This window comes from Bradyrhizobium sp. CCBAU 45394 (assembly GCF_028128655.1).
In the GTDB taxonomy this organism is placed as follows: Bacteria; Pseudomonadota; Alphaproteobacteria; order Rhizobiales; family Xanthobacteraceae; genus Bradyrhizobium; species Bradyrhizobium diazoefficiens.
Map to the genome: position 1 here is coordinate 54,798 of NZ_LBIX01000158.1, position 19,365 is coordinate 74,162.

Annotated in this window: 18 protein-coding genes; 11 read left to right on the forward strand and 7 right to left on the reverse strand. The window is 64.4% G+C overall.

The window, feature by feature from the left end; genetic code table 11:
* Nucleotides 1-13: 13 nt before the first annotated feature.
* Nucleotides 14-376 (reverse strand): SPW repeat protein, encoded by a 363-nt coding sequence (locus WN73_RS18395; RefSeq protein WP_039184579.1) that lies wholly within the window; start codon nt 374-376, stop codon nt 14-16.
* 236 nt (nt 377-612) lie between these two features.
* On the opposite strand from WN73_RS18395, the gene WN73_RS18400 reads away from it, so the two are divergent.
* Both WN73_RS18400 and glnA read left to right on the forward strand, forming a co-directional pair.
* Nucleotides 613-795, forward strand: a complete 183-nt coding sequence (locus tag WN73_RS18400) for a hypothetical protein (RefSeq protein WP_028171775.1) — start codon at nt 613-615, stop codon at nt 793-795.
* 126 nt (nt 796-921) lie between these two features.
* Nucleotides 922-2,352 (forward strand): type I glutamate--ammonia ligase, encoded by a 1,431-nt coding sequence (gene glnA / locus WN73_RS18405; protein WP_011087603.1) that lies wholly within the window; start codon nt 922-924, stop codon nt 2,350-2,352.
* Between the two features lie 35 nt (nt 2,353-2,387).
* Here the strand turns inward: glnA and WN73_RS18410 are convergent, their stop codons facing one another.
* Both WN73_RS18410 and WN73_RS18415 read right to left on the reverse strand, forming a co-directional pair.
* Nucleotides 2,388-2,774: a nuclear transport factor 2 family protein gene (locus tag WN73_RS18410; protein WP_028171774.1), complete on the reverse strand. Its 387-nt coding sequence runs from the start codon at nt 2,772-2,774 to the stop codon at nt 2,388-2,390.
* Between the two features lie 7 nt (nt 2,775-2,781).
* Nucleotides 2,782-4,458, reverse strand: a complete 1,677-nt coding sequence (locus WN73_RS18415; RefSeq protein WP_028171773.1) for a glutamine--tRNA ligase/YqeY domain fusion protein — start codon at nt 4,456-4,458, stop codon at nt 2,782-2,784.
* Nucleotides 4,459-4,612: 154 nt separating this feature from the next.
* On the opposite strand from WN73_RS18415, the gene gltX reads away from it, so the two are divergent.
* From gltX to WN73_RS18460, 9 genes are all read left to right on the forward strand, one after another.
* Entirely contained in the window at nt 4,613-6,040 is a 1,428-nt protein-coding gene (gene gltX, locus WN73_RS18420; protein ID WP_271554160.1) for a glutamate--tRNA ligase, read from the forward strand.
* A gap of 167 nt (nt 6,041-6,207) precedes the next feature.
* The gene (gltA, locus tag WN73_RS18425; protein WP_011087607.1) at nt 6,208-7,512 is read left to right on the forward strand and encodes a citrate synthase; all 1,305 of its coding nucleotides are present in this window, start codon (nt 6,208-6,210) and stop codon (nt 7,510-7,512) included.
* A gap of 41 nt (nt 7,513-7,553) precedes the next feature.
* The gene (locus tag WN73_RS18430; protein WP_028171771.1) at nt 7,554-8,318 is read left to right on the forward strand and encodes a hypothetical protein; all 765 of its coding nucleotides are present in this window, start codon (nt 7,554-7,556) and stop codon (nt 8,316-8,318) included.
* A gap of 147 nt (nt 8,319-8,465) precedes the next feature.
* Nucleotides 8,466-9,644, forward strand: coding sequence for an ROK family transcriptional regulator (locus WN73_RS18435; protein WP_028171770.1), 1,179 nt, complete (start codon nt 8,466-8,468; stop codon nt 9,642-9,644).
* Nucleotides 9,645-9,702: 58 nt separating this feature from the next.
* On the forward strand, nt 9,703-10,989 hold the full coding sequence (locus tag WN73_RS18440; RefSeq protein WP_028171769.1) for an ABC transporter substrate-binding protein: 1,287 nt from the start codon (nt 9,703-9,705) through the stop codon (nt 10,987-10,989).
* Nucleotides 10,986-11,909, forward strand: coding sequence for a carbohydrate ABC transporter permease (locus WN73_RS18445; RefSeq protein ID WP_028171768.1), 924 nt, complete (start codon nt 10,986-10,988; stop codon nt 11,907-11,909). Before WN73_RS18440 ends, WN73_RS18445 begins: the two co-directional genes overlap by 4 nt.
* Complete coding sequence (locus tag WN73_RS18450) at nt 11,902-12,759, forward strand: carbohydrate ABC transporter permease (protein ID WP_028171767.1); 858 nt, start codon at nt 11,902-11,904, stop codon at nt 12,757-12,759. Before WN73_RS18445 ends, WN73_RS18450 begins: the two co-directional genes overlap by 8 nt.
* A gap of 10 nt (nt 12,760-12,769) precedes the next feature.
* The gene (locus WN73_RS18455) at nt 12,770-13,885 is read left to right on the forward strand and encodes an ABC transporter ATP-binding protein (protein ID WP_028171766.1); all 1,116 of its coding nucleotides are present in this window, start codon (nt 12,770-12,772) and stop codon (nt 13,883-13,885) included.
* Entirely contained in the window at nt 13,882-14,649 is a 768-nt protein-coding gene (locus tag WN73_RS18460) for an SDR family NAD(P)-dependent oxidoreductase (RefSeq protein ID WP_271554166.1), read from the forward strand. Before WN73_RS18455 ends, WN73_RS18460 begins: the two co-directional genes overlap by 4 nt.
* 84 nt (nt 14,650-14,733) lie before the next feature.
* On the opposite strand, the gene WN73_RS18465 is transcribed toward WN73_RS18460, so the two are convergent.
* Genes WN73_RS18465 through WN73_RS18480 form a run of 4 tightly spaced genes read right to left on the reverse strand, consistent with a single transcriptional unit; the run spans nt 14,734 to nt 19,291 of the window.
* Nucleotides 14,734-15,678, reverse strand: coding sequence for an alpha/beta hydrolase (locus WN73_RS18465; RefSeq protein ID WP_271554167.1), 945 nt, complete (start codon nt 15,676-15,678; stop codon nt 14,734-14,736).
* A 20-nt stretch (nt 15,679-15,698) separates the two neighbouring features.
* On the reverse strand, nt 15,699-16,199 hold the full coding sequence (locus WN73_RS18470; RefSeq protein WP_312000465.1) for a GlcG/HbpS family heme-binding protein: 501 nt from the start codon (nt 16,197-16,199) through the stop codon (nt 15,699-15,701).
* 34 nt (nt 16,200-16,233) lie between these two features.
* Nucleotides 16,234-17,727: an aldehyde dehydrogenase family protein gene (locus WN73_RS18475; protein WP_271554169.1), complete on the reverse strand. Its 1,494-nt coding sequence runs from the start codon at nt 17,725-17,727 to the stop codon at nt 16,234-16,236.
* 13 nt (nt 17,728-17,740) lie between these two features.
* On the reverse strand, nt 17,741-19,291 hold the full coding sequence (locus tag WN73_RS18480; RefSeq protein ID WP_271554170.1) for a hypothetical protein: 1,551 nt from the start codon (nt 19,289-19,291) through the stop codon (nt 17,741-17,743).
* Between the last annotated feature and the right edge of the window lie 74 nt (nt 19,292-19,365).

The following is a 19,365-nucleotide window of genomic DNA, read 5'->3' on the forward strand; positions in this document are numbered from 1 at the left end:
GCAACCTCTCGTCTCAGCCGGCGCGGTGAGGCCAGTGATCGTGCCACCAGGTGCTGAAGTCGCGATCGGTCATCAATTCCCAAGCAGCGAGCAAGATCACCAATAGGCCCGACAATACGCTGCTGACCGTGGCCGATACCGGCTCATAGCCAATGGACCAAGGCGCCAGCACCAGAGCCAAGCCCAGCAGCATTTCGCCCCACTCTTCCAGGTAGGACGGGACGACAAAGGCCTCCACGGCAAACAGCATGACGCCGAGCCCGAGTGCGATGGTGATCCAGACAGCAGCCCCGGATAAGCCGAGGACGAAGGACGACAGGACCAGCCACACGCCCACCAACAGGCTACCAGCGTCTTGCCAATGTTGGATGCGCATGATGCTCACCTCCCTTCTCGTATTGATGTGGGGGCGCACCGATGAAGAATCATCCCTCCGACCTGCGCTGTGTTGCCGCGACCAGGAGCCGGCGCCCCGTCCGGCCGCCCATGCCCCGGAAAGGACCCTTGCAAGTGCGGCGCACCAGGATGCAGACTATCGGCGCTTGACAGGTGTCAATGTCTGCCGTTCTCGGCCCACCCGGTTCGCGCCCAGAACAAGAGGGAGATGACGCCATGCGCGAAATGGAAATCCACGATTATGCGCGGCAGTTGCTGGAAGCCCATGGCCCGAAGGCCATTGCGGAGGCCGCTCAAAACGCCATCGACCTCGAGCAGAAGGGCGAGCTCGAATTGGCAAAAACCTGGCGGCACATCGAAGACGCGATGAAGCTGATGCGCGGGCCACATCAAAGCTGACTGCCGTCGCGCGAAGCTTGCCTGACTGCGGCGACAACGCCGAACGTGGACCACAGTCCGTCGCGAGCCGCCAGGTTGCGGCCCAACGGCTACGCGATCTCGGGACGCTGACCTGGGAGCGAAGCCATGGTTGCGAAATGTACGACAGCCGAAGACCTCGTGAAGGCGATCACGGACGAGAAAGTCCAGATGATCGATTTGCGGTTCACCGACCTGCCGGGGGTGTGGCAACATTTTTCCGTCCCGCCGAGCGCGGTGAATGCCGATGCACTCAATGAGGGCATCGGATTCGATGGCTCATCGATCCGAGGCTTCCAGGAGATCCAGGAAAGCGACATGCTGGTCGTCGCCGATCCGACGACGGCATTCGTCGACCCCTATAGTCCGGCCAAAACGCTGGTTCTCATCTGCAACATCCGCGACCCCGTGACCGGCCAGTCCTATAGCCGGGATGCCCGCTACATCGCCCAGAAAGCCGAAATCCACCTTAAGGGCACCGGGCGCGCCGATACGAGCTATTTCGGCCCGGAAGCGGAGTTCTTCGTCTTCGACGAGGTGCGCTACGCACAGGGCATCAACTACGCCATGCACGCAGTCGACTCCAGCGAAGGCAGCTGGAACACCGGCTCCGAGGAAGGGCCGAACCTCGGCCACAAACCGCGCCCGAAGGAGGGATACTTTCCCGTTCCCCCGACCGACAGCATGCAGGCGCTACGCACCGAAATGGTGCTGACAATGGAATCTCTGGGGATCCAGATCGAGGCCCATCACCATGAAGTCGCAACCGGCGGCCAGAACGAGATCGACATGCGCTTCACCACCCTCACCCGGATGGCCGACAACCTGATGATCTACAAATACGTGGTGAAGAACACCGCGCATCAGCACGGCAAGACCGCGACATTCATGCCGAAGCCGCTGTTCGAGGACAACGCTTCGGGCATGCACGTTCACCAATCGCTCTGGAAGGGTGAGACAAATCTGTTCTACGATAAAGGTGACTACGCCGAGTTGAGCCAGCTCGGCCGCTACTATATCGGCGGGCTATTGAGCCACGCCTGGGCGTTGTGCGGGCTTTGCGCCCCCACGACGAATTCCTATCGGCGTCTGGTGCCGGGCTATGAAGCTCCGATCAACCTCGTCTACTCCCAGCGCAATCGCTCCGCCTGCTGCCGGATTCCGATGTATTCGCCGAATCCGCGCGCCAAGCGCGTCGAGTTTCGTTCGCCGGATCCGTCCTGCAATCCCTACCTGGCCTTCGCGGCAATGCTGATGGCTGGCCTCGACGGTATCGACAAGCAGATCGACCCCGGCAGCCCGATCGACAAGAATCTCTACGACCTCCCGCCTACTGAGGCGAAGGAGGTGAAGTCCACGCCAGGATCGCTGGACCAGGCGCTCGACGCGCTCGAGCGCGATCACGCATTCCTGCTGCGCGGCGACGTCTTCACCGCCGACGTGATCGAAACCTGGCTCGACTACAAGCGCAAGAAGGAGGTCGACCCGATCCGCCTGCGACCTCATCCCTACGAGTTCCATCTCTACTACGACATCTAGCGGGCGGCGACCGCACCTGGCGGAGCCCTCCGCTGCTAGATCATCGGGACCCTCGACGAGGCATGGTGATTGACGATCTTCCAGTCGGCGTCCTCGCGCGTGATGACCCAGCTCATCTTGACGACGAGTTCCGGGCGTTCGCCCGCGAAATCGAACGACACGATCGCGGCCATGTTGATGATATCAGGACCGGCCTGCGCGGCCTGCACCTCGGAAAACGCAGCACTCGGCTTGCGCCATCGCGGCAGGCCATTGAAGTAATCGGCAACGCCGTCCCTGCCCCGATAGAGCTTCGGGTTAGAGCCGAAGAAGAACGCTCTCTTGGCATAGAGCGACGACAGCGCGGCCGCATCTAGCGTCGCGAAGCCGGAGCACCATTTCGCGATGATGGCGGAAACGATGGCGTCGGCCTCACTGCTCATGAGTGCCTCAACCTTTCGCGACTTCCTTCGCGAACGTGTCGCGCAGGCCGATGGTGCGTGAAAACACCGGCTTGCCGGGCGTCGAGTCCTTGTCGCGCACGAAATAGCCCTGGCGCTCGAACTGCATCGGCTCGGTGGAATTGCTCTCCGCCACCGATGCCTCGATGCGCGCGTCGCTGAGGATCTCCAGCGACTGCGGATTGAGATCGGCGGCAAAGTTCGAGGCGTCCGGGCTCGGGTTCGCGAACAGCTGGTTGTAGATGCGGATCTCCGCCGGCTTCGACGCTGCCGCAGGCAGCCAGTGCATGGTCGCCTTCACCTTGCGGCCGTCGGGCGCATTGCCGCCCCTGGTCGCGGGATCGTAGGTGCAGCGCAGCTCCACCACCTCGCCGTTCTCGTTCTTGATCACGCCGGTGCATTTGACGAAATAGGCGTAGCGCAGCCGGACCTCGTTGCCGGGCGACAGGCGGAAGAACTTCTTGGGAGGGTTCTCCATGAAGTCGTCCTGCTCGATATAGAGCTCGCGGCCGAACGTGATCTTCCGCGTGCCGGCGGAGGGATCGTCCGGATGGTTGATCGCATCGAGCTCCTCGGTCTGCCCCTCCGGATAGTTCTCGATCACGACCTTGAGCGGCTTCAGCACCGCCATGCGGCGCTGCGCGGTGCGGTTCAGCTCCTCGCGGATGCAGAATTCGAGCATGCCGACATCGACCACGCTGTTGGCCTTGGCGACGCCGATACGCTTGACGAATTCACGCAGCGCCGCCGGCGGCACACCGCGACGGCGCATGCCCGCCATGGTCGGCATCCGCGGATCGTCCCAACCCGCGACATGGCCCTCGCGCACGAGCTGGGTCAGCACGCGCTTCGAGAGCAGCGTGTAGGTCAGGTTCAGCCGCGCGAACTCGTACTGGTGCGGCTTCGACGGCACCGGCAGCTTCTCGATGAACCAGTCGTAGAGCGGCCGGTGGTCCTCGAACTCCAGCGTGCAGATCGAGTGCGTGATGCCCTCGATCGCGTCCGACTGGCCGTGGGCATAGTCGTAGCTCGGATAGATGCACCATGCGTTGCCGGTGCGCGGATGGTGCGCATGCAGGATGCGGTACAGCACGGGATCGCGCAGATTGATGTTGCCCGCGGCCATGTCGATCTTGGCCCGCAGCACGCGCGCGCCGTTGGGGAATTCGCCCGCCTTCATGCGGCGGAACAGGTCGAGATTCTCCTCGACCGTGCGGTCGCGGAACGGCGAGTTCTTGCCGGGCTCGGTCAGCGTGCCGCGGGAGGTGCGGATCTCCTCCTGGGTCTGGTCGTCGACATAGGCGAGCCCGTCGCGGATCAGCGTCTCCGCCCATTCGTACAGGCGGTCGAAATAATCCGAGGCAAAGAACAGGTTCTTGCCCCAATCGAAGCCGAGCCAGTGCACGTCGGCCTGGATGGAATCGATATATTCCTGCTCTTCCTTGACCGGATTGGTGTCGTCGAAACGCAGATGGCAGCGACCCGGAAACTCCTGGGCGATGCCGAAATTGAGCGCGATCGACTTGGCGTGGCCGATATGCAGGTAGCCGTTCGGCTCCGGCGGGAACCGGGTCACGATCTCCCTGTATTTGGCCTGATCGAGGTCGGCCTGGATGATGTCACGAATGAAATCGCGCCCAACCTCAGCTGCCACCGGTTCTGTCATTACGAAAATCCTGTAGGGAAATCAGCGGTCCTTCTGCCAAATTCGCGAGGCTGAGCCAAGAGCTTAAGCAAGGCCTGGCAGGTCCGCCGTGGGCTTTAGTTATGCTCCGGTCCTGCTATACACCACCGCTTCCAATGCATAGGCCCTGCCAAGAATGACCGATTCCGTCGTCACCCGCTTTGCTCCCTCGCCGACCGGCTTCCTCCATATCGGGGGTGCCCGCACGGCGCTGTTCAACTGGCTCTATGCGAAGAAGCATGGCGGCAAGATGCTGCTCCGGATCGAGGACACCGACCGGGAGCGCTCCACGGAGGCGGCGATCGGCGCCATCCTCGACGGGTTGAAATGGCTCGAGCTCGGCTGGGACGGCGACGTCATCTACCAGTTCAGCCGCGCCGCCCGCCACCGCGAGGTCGCCGAGCAGCTGCTCGCCGACGGCAAGGCCTATCGCTGCTACGCCACCGCCGAGGAGCTCACCGCCATGCGTGAGAAGGCGCGCGCGAAGGGCCGCACTCGCCTCTATGACGGCATGTGGCGGGACCGCGACCCGGCCACGGCACCGAGCGACGTCAAGCCGACCATCCGCCTGCGCGCGCCGCAGACCGGCGAGACCGTGATCGAGGACCAAGTCCAGGGCCGCGTGGTCTGGCAGAACGAGAACCTCGACGACCTCGTCCTTTTGCGCGGCGATGGCAACCCGACCTACATGCTCGCGGTGGTCGTGGACGACCACGACATGGGCGTCACCCACGTCATCCGCGGCGACGACCATCTGATCAACGCCGCCCGCCAGAAGCAGATCTATGATGCGATGGGCTGGGCGCTGCCGAGCATGTCCCACATCCCCCTGATCCACGGCCCGGACGGCTCGAAGCTGTCGAAGCGCCACGGCGCACTCGGCGTCGACGCCTACCGCGCCATGGGGTACCTGCCGGCCGCACTCCGCAACTACCTCGTGCGGCTCGGCTGGAGCCATGGCGACCAGGAGATCTTCTCGACCGAGGAGATGATCGCGGCGTTCGACCTCTCGAGCGTAGGCCGCGCCGCTGCTCGCTTCGACTTCGCCAAGCTCGAAAACCTCAACGGCCATTACATCCGCCACGCCGACGATCAATCACTCGTGAAGATGTTCGAGGATGTGCTGGACCACGTCGTGCCCAGCCGCGACGAGCTTAAGGCCAAGTTAAACGACACCACGCGCGCGCAGCTTCTCAAGGCCATGCCGGCCCTGAAGGAGCGCGCCAAGACGCTGATCGAGCTGATCGACAGCGCCTATTTCATCTTCGCCGACCGGCCCCTGGAGCTCGATCCCAAGGCGCAGGCGCTGCTGACGCCCGACAACCGCAAGCTGATCGGCCAGCTTCATTCCGCGCTGGAGAATGTCGAGACATGGAGCGGCGCCACGACGGAAGCCGCGCTGCGCGCCTTTGCCGAGGAAAATAGTCTCAAGCTTGGCGCGGTCGCCCAGCCGCTGCGGGCGGCGCTGACCGGACGGACCACGTCGCCTGGTATATTTGAGGTTTTGGACGTGCTGGGACGCCAGGAAAGTTTGGGTCGGCTTAAGGATCAGGCCAAGGACTAGGCAAGGACCAGGCTAGACGTAAGTCGAGCATGCGCGGCGCCATCTTGCAGCGCACACAGCAATAATATACCCATCTCCCCCGTACCTTCTGGAACATCCGGCCTGCCCCACCATGTTATTGGGGCCTTCCGGGTCCGGCCCGTTTCACCATACATCGGGGACCTACGATGGACGCAAAAGCAAGCAATAAGACCGCCACGCTGACGGTCGGAAACAAGAACTACGATCTCCCGATCCACAGCGGCAGCGTCGGGCCTGATGTCATCGATATCGGCAAGCTCTACGGCCAGTCGGGCCTGTTCACCTATGACCCGGGCTTCACCTCGACCGCGAGCTGCCAGTCCAAGATCACCTATATCGACGGCGACGCGGGCGTGCTGGAATACCGCGGCTATCCGATCGAGCAGCTCGCCGAGAACGGCGACTTCCTGGAGACCTGCTACCTCCTGCTCTACGGGAACCTGCCGACCGCCGCGCAGAAGAAGGATTTCGACGACCGCGTGATCCATCACACGATGGTGCACGAGCAGATGGCCCGCTTCTTCCAGGGCTTCCGCCGCGACGCCCATCCGATGGCCGTCATGGTGGCCTCCGTCGGCGCGCTCGCCGCGTTCTACCACGACTCCACCGACATCAACGACCCGAAGCAGCGCATGATCGCTTCCATGCGCATGATCGCGAAGATCCCGACGCTGGCGGCGATGGCCTACAAGTACACGATCGGCCAGCCCTTCGTGTATCCGAAGAACTCGCTGAAGTTCGCCGAGAACTTCCTGCACATGTGCTTCGCCGTGCCGTGCGAGGAGTACAAGATCAATCCGGTGCTGGCTGACGCGCTGGACAAGATCTTCATCCTGCACGCCGACCACGAGCAGAACGCCTCGACCTCGACGGTGCGCATCGCCGGCTCCTCCGGCGCCAACCCGTTCGCCTGCATCGCCGCCGGCATCGCCTGCCTCTGGGGCCCGGCCCACGGCGGCGCCAACGAAGCCGCGCTCGCGATGCTCGCCGAGATCGGTTCGGTCGACAAGATTCCGGAATTCATCGCCAAGGTGAAGGACAAGAACAGCGAAGTCCGCCTGATGGGCTTCGGTCATCGCGTCTACAAGAACTACGATCCGCGCGCCAAGATCATGCAGAAGATGTGTCACGCCGTGCTCAAGGAGACCGGCCATGGCGACGATCCGATGCTGAAGGTGGCGATGGAGCTCGAGAAGATCGCGCTCAGCGACCAGTACTTCATCGACCGCAAGCTGTACCCGAACGTCGACTTCTATTCGGGCATCACGCTGAAGGCGATGGGCTTCCCGGTCTCGATGTTCACCGTGCTGTTCGCGGTCGCCCGCACCGTCGGCTGGATCAGCCAGTGGAGCGAGATGATCGAGGATCCGCAGCAGAAGATTGGCCGTCCGCGCCAGCTCTACACCGGCGTCACCCGCCGCGACTACGTGGCGATCAAGGATCGCAAGTAAGTCTTCAGCCAGCACGGCTTTCGAAACGGCGCCATCTCACGATGGCGCCGTTTTTGTTTGGCAGGATACCGGGAACAGCGAGCAAAGCGCAGGGCGAGCCGATGCGGATCACGAACCCGGTGGAGGGATGGCTGCAGGTCGCGGCCTGTTCGCCGTTCCCCGATGCGGCCGGCGAGATGGTGCTTTATCCCCGGTGCGACATTGACGGGGTCGTCACCGCGGAGCGCATCGCGGCGACCGCCGTGCGGTACAGCGCTTACGACGTTCCCAAGCCGAAATGGCCGCGCCCCGGGACGGTGCTTCCGGTCACCCTGGACCTCGCTGATCCCACACGGTTCAGGATCGAATGGGATTTGGTGCCGACCGAGCGAGACGCGTCCGAACGGCTCGCGGAGCATTTGCGCGGCGAGCAGCAGGCCGACACGCCAAGCCGCCGGCCGTTTCCCGGCATCTGGCGCGAGGTGGAGCACTCGGCATCGTCGCCCGGTCTGGTCAATGGCCTGACGCCTCAGCAGATGGAGATTGCGCTCGCCGGCGGCGCTGGAGCCCTGGGTTTAGTCCCGACCACGGCGAAGGTGTTAACCGCGCACGAGGTGCAACCGAGCAGCGCGCCGGGCGGGACGTGGGACATTACGGTCTCGGTGAGCGACCCGAGCGGCGGGCCGGGTTGGGAAGCAGTCACGCGCATGTCATTCAGCAGTTCAAGCCGCCGCGAAAGCCGCACCGCCGTCGGGGGCGAGTTGCCAGTCCTGGTCGACCCGGACAATCGCAACCGGATCATCGTCGACGTCGCCCGTTTCTCCTGAGTGGTGTCGCTGCTCTGCGAATGCAGGTTGCGCTCATCAATCTTGTTGCCGCGCACAACAACAAGTCGGTGCCTCTCCCCCGCAAACGCTTGACAGTTGAAACGCTCCGCGCGCAAATTCTTACACTAAGTAAGAATGACGACAGGGATGGAAATGCCGGAGCAGCCGAGAAGTCGGCGGCAGACGCGGGCTGCCATTTTGACTCATCTGCTTCAGTCGGGCGGTTCGTTTCGCCCGCCTCTGGCCAAGGCCGTGCGCCTGTCGGAAGCGAGCCTGTCGCGCATCCTGTTTGATCTGAAGGCCGAAGGCCTGATCGAGGAGGTGCGGCGCCCTGCCCCTTACGTCGGCGGCCCGACGGGCCTGGTGTCGCTCGATGGTTCGGTGGCGCTTGCGGCCGTCGAGCTGACCGGCCAGTGGCTCAGCGTCGGCGTTGGGACCTTGTCGGGCGAGTTGCACTATACGGAGCGTGTGGCGCTACCGGCAAAGCCCACGGCCGAGTCCGTCGGCGGGGTGTTTCGCGAGGCGCTGACATTGCTGCGTGACTGGACGCGGCGGCGCCGCATCGCGCTTGCACAGATCGGCGTCTCCATTCCAGGCCTCGGCCGGCTGAGCATGTCGGCCAATCCGATCATCCCCTGCGACGTCGGGCGCATCGGCGCCATGCTCGCCCAGATGTTTGCCGGCGTGCCGGTGGAGTTCACCAATTCGGTCGTCGCACACGCCACCTTTCACCGCTGCCGCAGGGAGAACTATCCGTTCAGCGGCGCGCATCTCTTCGTCTTCGTCGGCCAGGGCGTCGCAGGCACCTGGGTGGACGATCCGACCGAGGCCGATGCACTCCAGCCGGTCGAACTCGGCCACATGGTGTTCGGCACCGACGGACCGCGTTGCCGCTGCGGCCATCACGGTTGCGTCGAAGCCTATACGTCGCTTCCCGCCCTGGCCGAGCTCCTTGGTGTTTCCGAGGCCGAACTGCTTCAGCTCGGCAGCGATTGGGTGACCGCGGTCCCGCTCTCGGCGCGCGCTCGCCAGGAACTGCAGCGGCGGCTGTTCCGGCTCGGGCTCGCGATCGGCAACACGCTGAACGTCAAGCCATGCCGCGGCGTTGCAATCAGTGGCTGGCCGTCGCTCCTTGCGGAGGACGATCGAAAGGCGCTGGTCGACGGCGTCGACGCCAGCCTGCTCGGCGGCCCTGAGCATGCGCAGGTGTCGCTCGCTTTCGTGCCGCCCTCGAATGGCAATGATCCCAGGGCCGCGCTGGCGTTTGCTGCGTTCTGCCTTGCTTGCCGCGGCGGTATGCCGGCCGCATCGACGGAGGCCGCCTGAGATGCCCTGAAGCTGCGCGGCTGTCGCGCAAGAGAGTTCACACCGGGAGGAACTTGCCATGCCGATCACAACAACAAGGCGCCGTCTGCTCGCTGGGTCTGCTGCCGCGCTCGCGCTGCCGGCATTTGCCCGGGCGCAAGGCGCGGTCAAGCCGCGCCTCACCGCGATCTCGCAATGGTCCGCAGGCAGCGACGGCGCGGCGATCACCGCGCTCGGCAAGAAATTCGAGGAGAAAGGCGGCGTCTGGCAGCACTCGCCCGTCCCCGGGTTCACCACCGAGATGATGAACAAGCTGCGCGCTCAGATCATTGCCGGCGATCCGCCGGCATGTTCGCAGCTCAAGGGCCCCGAGATCGCGGCCTGGTCGAAGATCGCCCCGACCGTCGATCTCGACGCTGTCGTCGCTGCTGCAGGTTACGAGAAGGTCGTCGCGCCAGACCTCGCGAAATTGCACAAGCCGGGCGGCAAGTGGATCGCGCTGCCGTTGCAGATCTACAGCACCAACATGCTGTTCCTCTCCAGGCGCGCGATGGACAAGGCCAAGGCCGACAAGATCCCGGTCACCTGGGCCGACTTCAATGATCTCGCCGAAAAGATGAAATCAGGCGGCGTCGCATATCCCGTCGCCAATGGCGGCACCCGCCCCGACGATGGGCAGAAATTCGAGGCCGCTCTGGCGGGCATCAGTCCCATCGCATACCGCGCCGCCATCATGAATCTCGAGAAGAAGACCCTGGAGGGTCCCGAGATCAAGGCCGCGTTCGCACAGGTGCGCAAGATCGCCGACTGGATGGACCCCAACGTCGGCGCCCAACACTTTTCGACCAACCTGAAGCGCTTCATCGACGGCGACATGGGCATGATGATCATGGGCGGCTGGGCGCAGGGCGTATTGCGCAATGCCGGTTTCAAGTTCGAGGACTTCATCATCGCGCCAGGCCCCAGCGACAATGCCAAGCCGGTCTTCCTGTTGAACGCCGATGCCTTCATATTCTGGCAGCGCAAGGAGCCCGACCTGCAAGCCGGCCAGACGCTGATGGCCCAGCTCGTCATGGATCCCGCGATCCAGACGATGTATTCGCAGATCACGGGATCGATCCCCGTGCGAACGGATGTCGATCTTTCCGGTGAAGGCTGGTCGGACGGTCAGCGGCGGACCGCAGCTGCTCTGAAAGATGCCATCGCCAGCAATCAGGCGGTCCTCAGCCTCGCGCACAATATGGCGCAGGAAAACGGGATGACCGCGGCGATGATCGATGTGATCACGGAGTACGTGAAGAACAAGACGATCAAGCCGGAGCAGGCGGCCACTCGCCTCGCCGAGGCCGTCGAGGGCGCACGTTGACCAACGCCGTCTCGACAAGATTGGGCCGGCCGGCGGCCTCTGACGCGGTGCGCCGGCTGCCCGAAGTTCTGACGATCTGGGTGCCGCTGCTGTTGTCGGCTGCGCACCTCATTGCGTTTTCGCTGTGGACGATCTGGATATCGTTCACGCCATCCACTCTGGTCCCGGTCTCGGGCTGGGTGGGTTTGCGCAACTATTCCGCGGTTGCGGCATCGCGAAACTGGCAGATCGCCCTCGACAATCTGCTGCTCTTTGGCAGCGCCTTCGTGTTGCTGAGTCTGGCGACCGGCCTCATGCTTGCGATCCTGCTCGATCAGCGCATTCGCGGCGAGAACCTGCTGCGATCCATCTTCCTGTACCCCCTGGCGGTGTCGTTCGTGGTCACGGGCACGGTCTGGAGCTGGCTGCTCAACCCCGGCCTTGGAATCCAGAAGCTGGTCCGCGACCTCGGCTGGACTTCCTTCCGGTTCGACTGGCTGATCGACCGCGACATGGCCATCTGGACCATTGTCATCGCTGCGATCTGGCAATCCTCGGGCTTTGCCATGGCGCTCTTCCTCGCCGGCCTCCGCTCCGTCGATGCCGACCTGATCAAGGCCGCGCAGATCGACGGCGCCGGACCGATCCGGATGTACCGCCGCGTCATCCTGCCGACGCTGTGGCCGATCACCATCACCGTCATCGTCATCCAGCTGCAGTTCGCGATTTCGACCTTCGACCTCGTCCGCGCGCTCACCAATGGCGGGCCTGGAATCGCGACGCAGCTTCCAGCGCTTGTCGTCTATGACCTGATGTTCCAGCGCAGCCTGCTCGGACGAGGAGCGGCGGCGGCAGTGCTCATGCTGCTCATTCTTCTCGCGGTGCTGCTGCCCTATGCAGCGTGGCGATATGTCCAACGGCGGCGGTCGAACCATGCGTGACCGAACCTTCGCACCAAGCCGGATTTTGATCTATCTCGTCGTTTTCTTGATCGCGGTAGCATGGCTCGCGCCACTGGCTGTTGTCGTGCTGAATTCGCTCCGCAGCAACGAGGAGATCGCGCAGGGGTCGATGATCGGCTGGCCGCAACATCTGGCCTGGAGCAATTACGCTGCCGCCTGGAGCGGTTTCTGCGTCGCCGAGACGTGCGCCGGCATCCGGCCATACGTGCTGAACTCCGCGCTCGTGACCATTCCCGCGACGATCTTCTCCACCCTGCTTGGTGCGATCGCCGGTTACGCGGTTTCGCTCTGGCGCTTTCGCGGCGACAGCTGGATTTACGGTATCGTCACGCTCGGCATCTTTCTTCCGCAGCAGATGCGTTTGCTGCCCTGGACCATCGTGCTGCGCGATACGGGCCTGATGAACACGCTGACGGGCCTGGTCGTGATCCACACGATCCAGGGGCTTTCCTTCACCACCTTGTTCTGCCGCAACTACTACACTGCCATCCCGCAGGAGTTGATAAGAGCTGCGCGTATCGATGGCGCCGGGTTCTTTCGTATTTTCTGGCGCATCATTCTGCCGCTCTCCCCGCCTATCCTGGTCGTCACCGTGATCTGGCAGTTCACGCATATCTGGAACGAGTTTCTCTATGGCGTGACATTCACAACCGGTCAGCAGCAGCCGGTCACCGCCGCGCTGATCGCGCTGTCCGCCGCGGTCGCCGATATCCCGCAGCATGGCGTGCAAAGCGCCGCGGTGATGATCGCCGCTCTGCCGACCCTGCTGATCTATCTGATCGGCGGCAAGTACTTCGTACGCGGCCTGACCGCTGGAGCCGTGAAATGATGGAGCCGTCATGGCAGCGCTGAGCATCCGTACCTTGTCAAAGCGCTACGCCAATCTGGAGGTGCTGAAGGGCATCGATCTCGATATCGAGAGCGGCGAGTTCACCGTGCTGGTGGGGCCGTCCGGCTGCGGCAAGTCCACGCTGCTCAACATCGTGGCCGGGCTCGACCGTCCGAGCGCGGGGACGATCGAGATCGGCGGACGCGTCGTCAACGACGTCCCGCCCAAGGACCGCGACATCGCCATGGTGTTCCAGTCCTACGCGCTCTATCCGTCCATGACGGTGCGCCAGAACATCACCTTCGGCATGGAATGCCGGCATGTGCCGAAGGCCGAGCAGGAGAAGGCACTGGCGAATGTGGCTCGCCTGCTCCAGATCGAACCACTGCTCGGCCGCAAGCCGTCGCAACTGTCCGGCGGCCAGCGTCAGCGCGTGGCGATGGGCCGGGCGCTGGTGCGCGATCCCCTGCTCTTCCTGTTCGACGAGCCGCTCTCCAATCTCGACGCAAAACTGCGCGTGGAGATGCGGATGGAGATCAAGCGCCTGCATCAGCGCATCGGTGCCACCATCGTCTATGTCACCCACGACCAGATTGAGGCGATGACGATGGCGACCCGGATCGCGGTGATGCATCAGGGCAGCGTGCAGCAGTTTGCCGACCCCGATACGGTGTATCGTTATCCCGCTAATCTGTTCGTCGCCCGCTTCATGGGCTCGCCGCCCATGAACACGATGCCCGCACGGCTCGATGCCGACGCCGACGGGCCGGTGGTCGTGATCGGCGCGGGACGCCCGGACGAGGTCCGTCTCCGCCTCCAGGGTTACGATGCCGCGGCGTCCTATGTCGGGCGCGAGGTGGTGCTCGGGATCAGGCCGGAATGCATCGCCGAGGGGGACCGCGTGTTCTCCGGTAGCACCGGTGCACCCGTCGTCGTCACCGCGCCGGTCGAGATGGTCGAGCCCACAGGGGCCGAGACCATCGTCCTGCTGCGGCTAGGCGGCGAGCCCGCGCAGGCGCGCATCTCGCCCGACATCCGCCCCACGCCGGGCGCCGTGGCGCCGTTCGCGCTCGACACCCGCCGCATCTGCCTGTTCGACCCCGAGACGGAGCGACTGATCGCATGACCCAGACGAGCTATGCCGGCCTCGCGGACCGCGTGGTGCTGATCACCGGTGGCGCCAGCGGCATCGGTGCCGCCTTCGTGCGCGCCTTCGCGGCCCAGGGCGCTCGCGTCGCGTTCCTCGATATCGACGAAGCGGCCGGCGGATCGCTGGTTGAGGAGGTCGCGGCCGCGTCCGGCGCGGCGCCACTTTTCGTGCGCTGCGACCTCCTGGACATCGACGCCTTGCGCGCCGCGATCGCGCAGGTCCACGGATCGCTCGGCGATGCCGCGGTCCTCGTCAACAACGCCGCCAACGACCAGCGCCAGGTGCTGGCCGAGGTGACGCCATCCGAGTTCGACTGGATGATCGGCGTCAACCTCAAGCACGTCTTCTTCGCCGCACAAGCCGTCGTGCCGCAGATGCAGGCGCGCGGCGGCGGCTCGATCATCAACATGTCGTCGATCGCCTGGATGCGCGGCGGGCCGGCGCTGCCGGTCTACGCCGCGGCAAAGGCGGCGATCGTCGGCTTCACCAACTCACTGGCGCGGCTGGTTGGTCCCGACCGCATCCGCGTCAACGCCATTGCGCCCGGCATGGTGATCACCGAACGCCAGCGCCGGCTGTGGTATCCCGACGAGCAGACCATCGCCGAGATTCGCACGCGTCAGGCCATTCCCGATGCAGTGACGCCCGACGACATCGCCAGCATGGCGCTGTATCTCGCCTCCGATGAGAGCCAGCGCATCACGCGTCAGTGTTTTCAGGTCGACGGCGGCCTCGGCTAGCCGGTCCGCTGACCAGGACCAACTCCCCGAAGGTCGCCGCGGGCCGGTAGTTGCCTGGCGGCTTGGGCGGCAGCGGAAGATCGGTCATTGCGGGGGTCCCTTCCTGGTCGCGACGAAGGCGAGGATCTCGCAGCCGAGTTCGTCTTCGCCGGAATTGAAGTGCGCGACGATCGAGCTATGGTTGTGCCCATGCATCTGCACCACGCGGGGAGCGCGCCCGCAGGTCGTCGTCAATCGCGCCGCGAACTCCAATCCGTATGAATCAAGATGGCGGTTTTCGTGCTCGGCGACCGCCACGAACACGGGCCAGCGGCAGCGCTCGACGTGATTGACGGGGGAGCAGCGTTCGAGCACGGCCGGGTCCGAGCCGCAATAGGCCGCGACATTCGCGGCGTTGGGATTGCTCGGCAGGCATTCCAGGCGCAACCGCGCGCTGACGAGAACGGCCGCGGCGATGCCGGCACGGGGGGCGTCCCATGCCAGCGGATCGAGCAGATAGGACGCGACATGGCAGCCGCCGGCCGAATGGCCCATCAAGACCAGGTCGCCGGGATCGCCGCCATGAGCAGTGATGTTCTTAGCCACCCAGTCGACCGCGAGGCCGACGTCCTGAGCGCCAGCGGGAAACGGCGCCGCGGGAGCCAGACGATATTCCACATTGACCGCGACGAAGCCCTGGCTGGCGAACCAATAAGCGACGTTGTCGTAGAAGACGCCGTCGGCGCTCTTGCTGCCGCGCGTAAAGGCGCCTCCATGAACGAAGATCAGGACCCGACGCTTCCGGGCGCCTTGTGGGACGAACACGTCGAGCCGCTGCCGCGGATCGGCGCCATAGCCGATCTCCCGGAGCACCTCTATTCCCGCCGTGTCGGCGCGCCGGACCAACGGCGCATAGATTTCCAGGACCTCGGCGCGATGCTTAACGATATTGTCGTTCCAGCACCGGTTCAGCCCCGCCAGACGCGAACGATCCTCGGGAGACAGGTGGAGCATGGCGGTGTGGGGCGCTGCGGTCGAAGCCGTCGGCATGCCCGGCTCAGATTGCTTGATCACTTCTTGATATCGGCGGCAACGAGCACGCGATGATCGCGCAGCAGGTCCTGCAAGGCCTGCAAGGCGGCCACGCCGCATTGGGTATCCTGCTCGCCATTTCCGCCGCTGAGCCCCACGCCGCCCACGACCTCGTCGTCGACGACGATCGGAAAGCCGCCGACGAACACGGCGAATCGGCCTTCGAAGCTCCACTGGATTCCGAACGCTTCGTTGCCGGGCAGCGCCGGACCGTTCGGCACCTGATTGAAGAGATGCGTCGCGCGCTTGTGTCCGGCGGCGGTGAACGCCTTGTTCCAGGCGATCTGCGGGCCGGTGACGCGTGCGCCGTCCATGCGTTCGAGAACAATGGGATAGCCGCCATCGTCGACCACGCAGACCGTCTCCGGTACGCCGAGTTCGGCGGCCTTCCGGAGCGCGGCCGCGGCCATATGCCTGGCCTCCGGCAATTCGAGCTTGAGCGATGTCTTCATCTCACACCTTATCCATCTGACTGCCATCCGCCGCTCGCGCGGCGCCCGGCAAGATTGTCCATCAGCATCCGCGATAGACGGTTTTGATCTGGGTATAGAATTCCAACCCCGTGCGACCGGATTCACGGAACGTGGATGTGCTCGATCGCTTCAGGCCTCCGAATGGCGCATTGACGAGATTGCCGGTCGTGGTGCGGTTGATCTTGACCGTTCCCGACTGAATGTCGTTGGCAAAGTCGTGCATGACGCGCGGGTTGCGCGTCACGATCGCGGCCGACAATCCATATTCGGTGTCGTTGGCCTTGGTGATGGCGTCCGCATAGGACTCGACATCGATGACCGCGATCACGGGACCGAAGATTTCCTCGCGCGCGATCGTCATCTGCTGGGTGACGTCGGCAAATATCGCCGGCGAGACGTAGTAGCCGCGATCATGGCCGGCGCCGGTGAGCCGCTCGCCGCCGTGAACGTGCGTCGCCTCCTGCTTTCCTATTGCGATGTAGCGCAGCACCGTATCGAGCTGCCTCGCGGTGGCCAGCGGCCCCATATCCATCCCTTCCGTCAGGCCGCTGCCGATCTTCAGGGCCTTCACCCTGGCGACCAGCCGCGCGAGGAACTCGGCCCGCACCGCCTTCATGACCAGGACGCGGCTTGTACCCGTGCAGGCCTGTCCGGCGAGCGACAGGCCGCCCTTGATGGTCAGGTCGACCGCCTTGTCGAGATCGGCGTCGTCCATCACGATCAGCGGGTTCTTGCCGCCCAATTCCATCTGAGTGCGGGTGGTGAAGCCGACCGAGCGGCAGATGTACTCGCCGGCCGCGGTCGATCCGGTAAAGGAAATTGCACGGATGACCGGCGGTTCGGTAATGGCGGGACCGACCTCGCCGGCGTTGCCGGTGATGAAGTTCAGCACGCCTTTCGGCAGGCCCGCCGCGACAAGCGCCTCGGCGAGCCGGTAGCCGCTCAGCGGCGCATCGGACGACGGCTTGAAGACGACGGTGTTTCCGGTGATGAGCGCGGGCGCGATCTTGCGGGCCGGGATCGAGATCGGGAAATTCCAGGGCGTGATGACCGATACCACGCCGAGCGGTTCGCGCAGCGTGTAGACGGTCATGTCGGAATCGTCGTTCGGAAACACCTCGCCGGTCAAAGACTGCCCCTCGACAGCGTAGAACCGCAATGTCTGCGCCGAGCGCAGGATCTCGTCCTTGGCAAGATTGAGCGCCTTGCCCATTTCCCGCGTCATCTCCCGCGCGCTTCGATCGACATGCGCCTCGAGATAATCGGCGGCCCGGTTCAGGACGGCGGCGCGCTTCGAGATCGGTGTCCTCTTCCAGCCTTCGAACGCCGCGGCCGCCGCAGCTACGGCCCGCGTCGCGTCCTCCGCCGTGGATGCCTGGAATCGTCCAACGATGTCCGACGTATCCGCGGGATTGAGGTTGTCGAAGGGTTCGCCTCCGCCGCGGGGCCACTCGCCATCGATCAAGTTCCGGAATTCGTCGATCCGCGCCGCATCACCGGACATCGGCGCAGCCTTCATCGCAACGTCGCTCATGTTCGAACCTTCTCTAGTGCCAGATCAAGACGGCGCAGATCGTGGAGGTCGCCAGTCCCACCAGCACCGGAACCATGACGGTCTGCACGATCTGGAAGACCGGGACGCGGGCGAACCCGGCCACCGCGATCAGGGACGACCACGCGACCAGCGTGCCGCCTCCCGTCCACACCGCGCCCATCTGGCCGATCGCGGCGAGCGTAGCGGGATCAAGCCCGACGGTGGGCGCCAGCGCGCCCGACAGCGAGCCGGTGAGCGGCAGGCCGGCGAAACCCGAACCATCGATACCGGTGATCATGCCGGCGATCAGTACGCCGAACGCGACGAATATCTGATTGCCCGGAATCGATCCCTGCACCGCCTGGATCAGCTCAAACAGCAGGCTCGGCGCCTGCGTCACGGGAACGTCGAGAATCGGCGCGGACAGGCTCGGCTCGGCGCCGAGGAAGAAGAAGCCGGCGATCGGCAACACCGACCCCATCGCCCTGAAGGCGAAGACGAAGCCCTCCGTGACATGGTCGGCGCTGGCGTCGAGGAACTTCCGCAACTGGTCGGTGACAAAGGACGCGCAGATCATCAGCGCGGCAGCGACGCCGCCGACCAGGGCCGCGGCAGCGCCGCCCTTGAGATCATGGCCGATGCCGAGCTTCGAGAGCACCATTACGACGATGACGGCGAGGAACGCGACCGGCGTGGCGACGGCGAAGAACTTCGACCATTTTTCGCGCCGACTCGGAATCGCGGCGAGCTCGGTGTCGATCTGCTCCTGGGTCGCGAACGACTGCCCGTCGCCGGCGGTCCCGCGCGCGATCTCGGCCTTGTCGAACGTGCCCTCCTCCTCGATGCGCGCCAGCTCGCCGTTCATCGACTGCGCTTGCCAGCGCTCGAGCAATTTGTCGTCCGGTTTGGTGATGAACTTGCGGATCGCGAAATAGCCCAGCACCAGCGCGATGATTCCGGTGATCAGCGACAACACGAGCGCGCGGTCGGCGACCGTGGCGGCGCTGACCGCGATACCGGCGGCCTTGGCGCTGATGCCCGGAGCGACTCCGATGACGTAGTCTGACGACAGCGCCATGCCCTGCCCCGCGATCGCGATCGCCAGCGCGCCGCCGAGCGGCGGCAGCCCGGCTGCGATCGCCGCCGGCAATAACACCGCAGACACGAGCGGCACCGCCGGCGTCGGCCAGAAGAACAGGGAAATGACGTAGGTGATGGCGGCCAGGACGAAATAGGCGGTATGGCCGTCCTTCATCACCGCACGAAATGGCTCGACCATGCGGATGTCGGAGCGCAGCACCTTGAGCGCGTTCAACAGCGCCGTCATCAGCGCGATCACAAGGAAGATGTTGAAGAGCTCCTTCGCCGCGGTGAAGCTCGCATTGAAGATACTGCCGAGCGCCGCGATCGGGCTATGCGTCCAGGCCAGCGTGACGAGGACGGTGGCGATGACCGACGGCACGACCACATTGGCCCGCCAGATCATTGTCAGAACGATGAGGGCGACGCCGAACAGGTAAACCCAGTGTGCGGCGACGATCGGAACGTGCGGCTGCATGGTCATATGGTGCTCCCCGAACCGTCGCAATATTGTATACTGTATTCTAATAATGCAACAAATAACTGCGAATGCCTTGC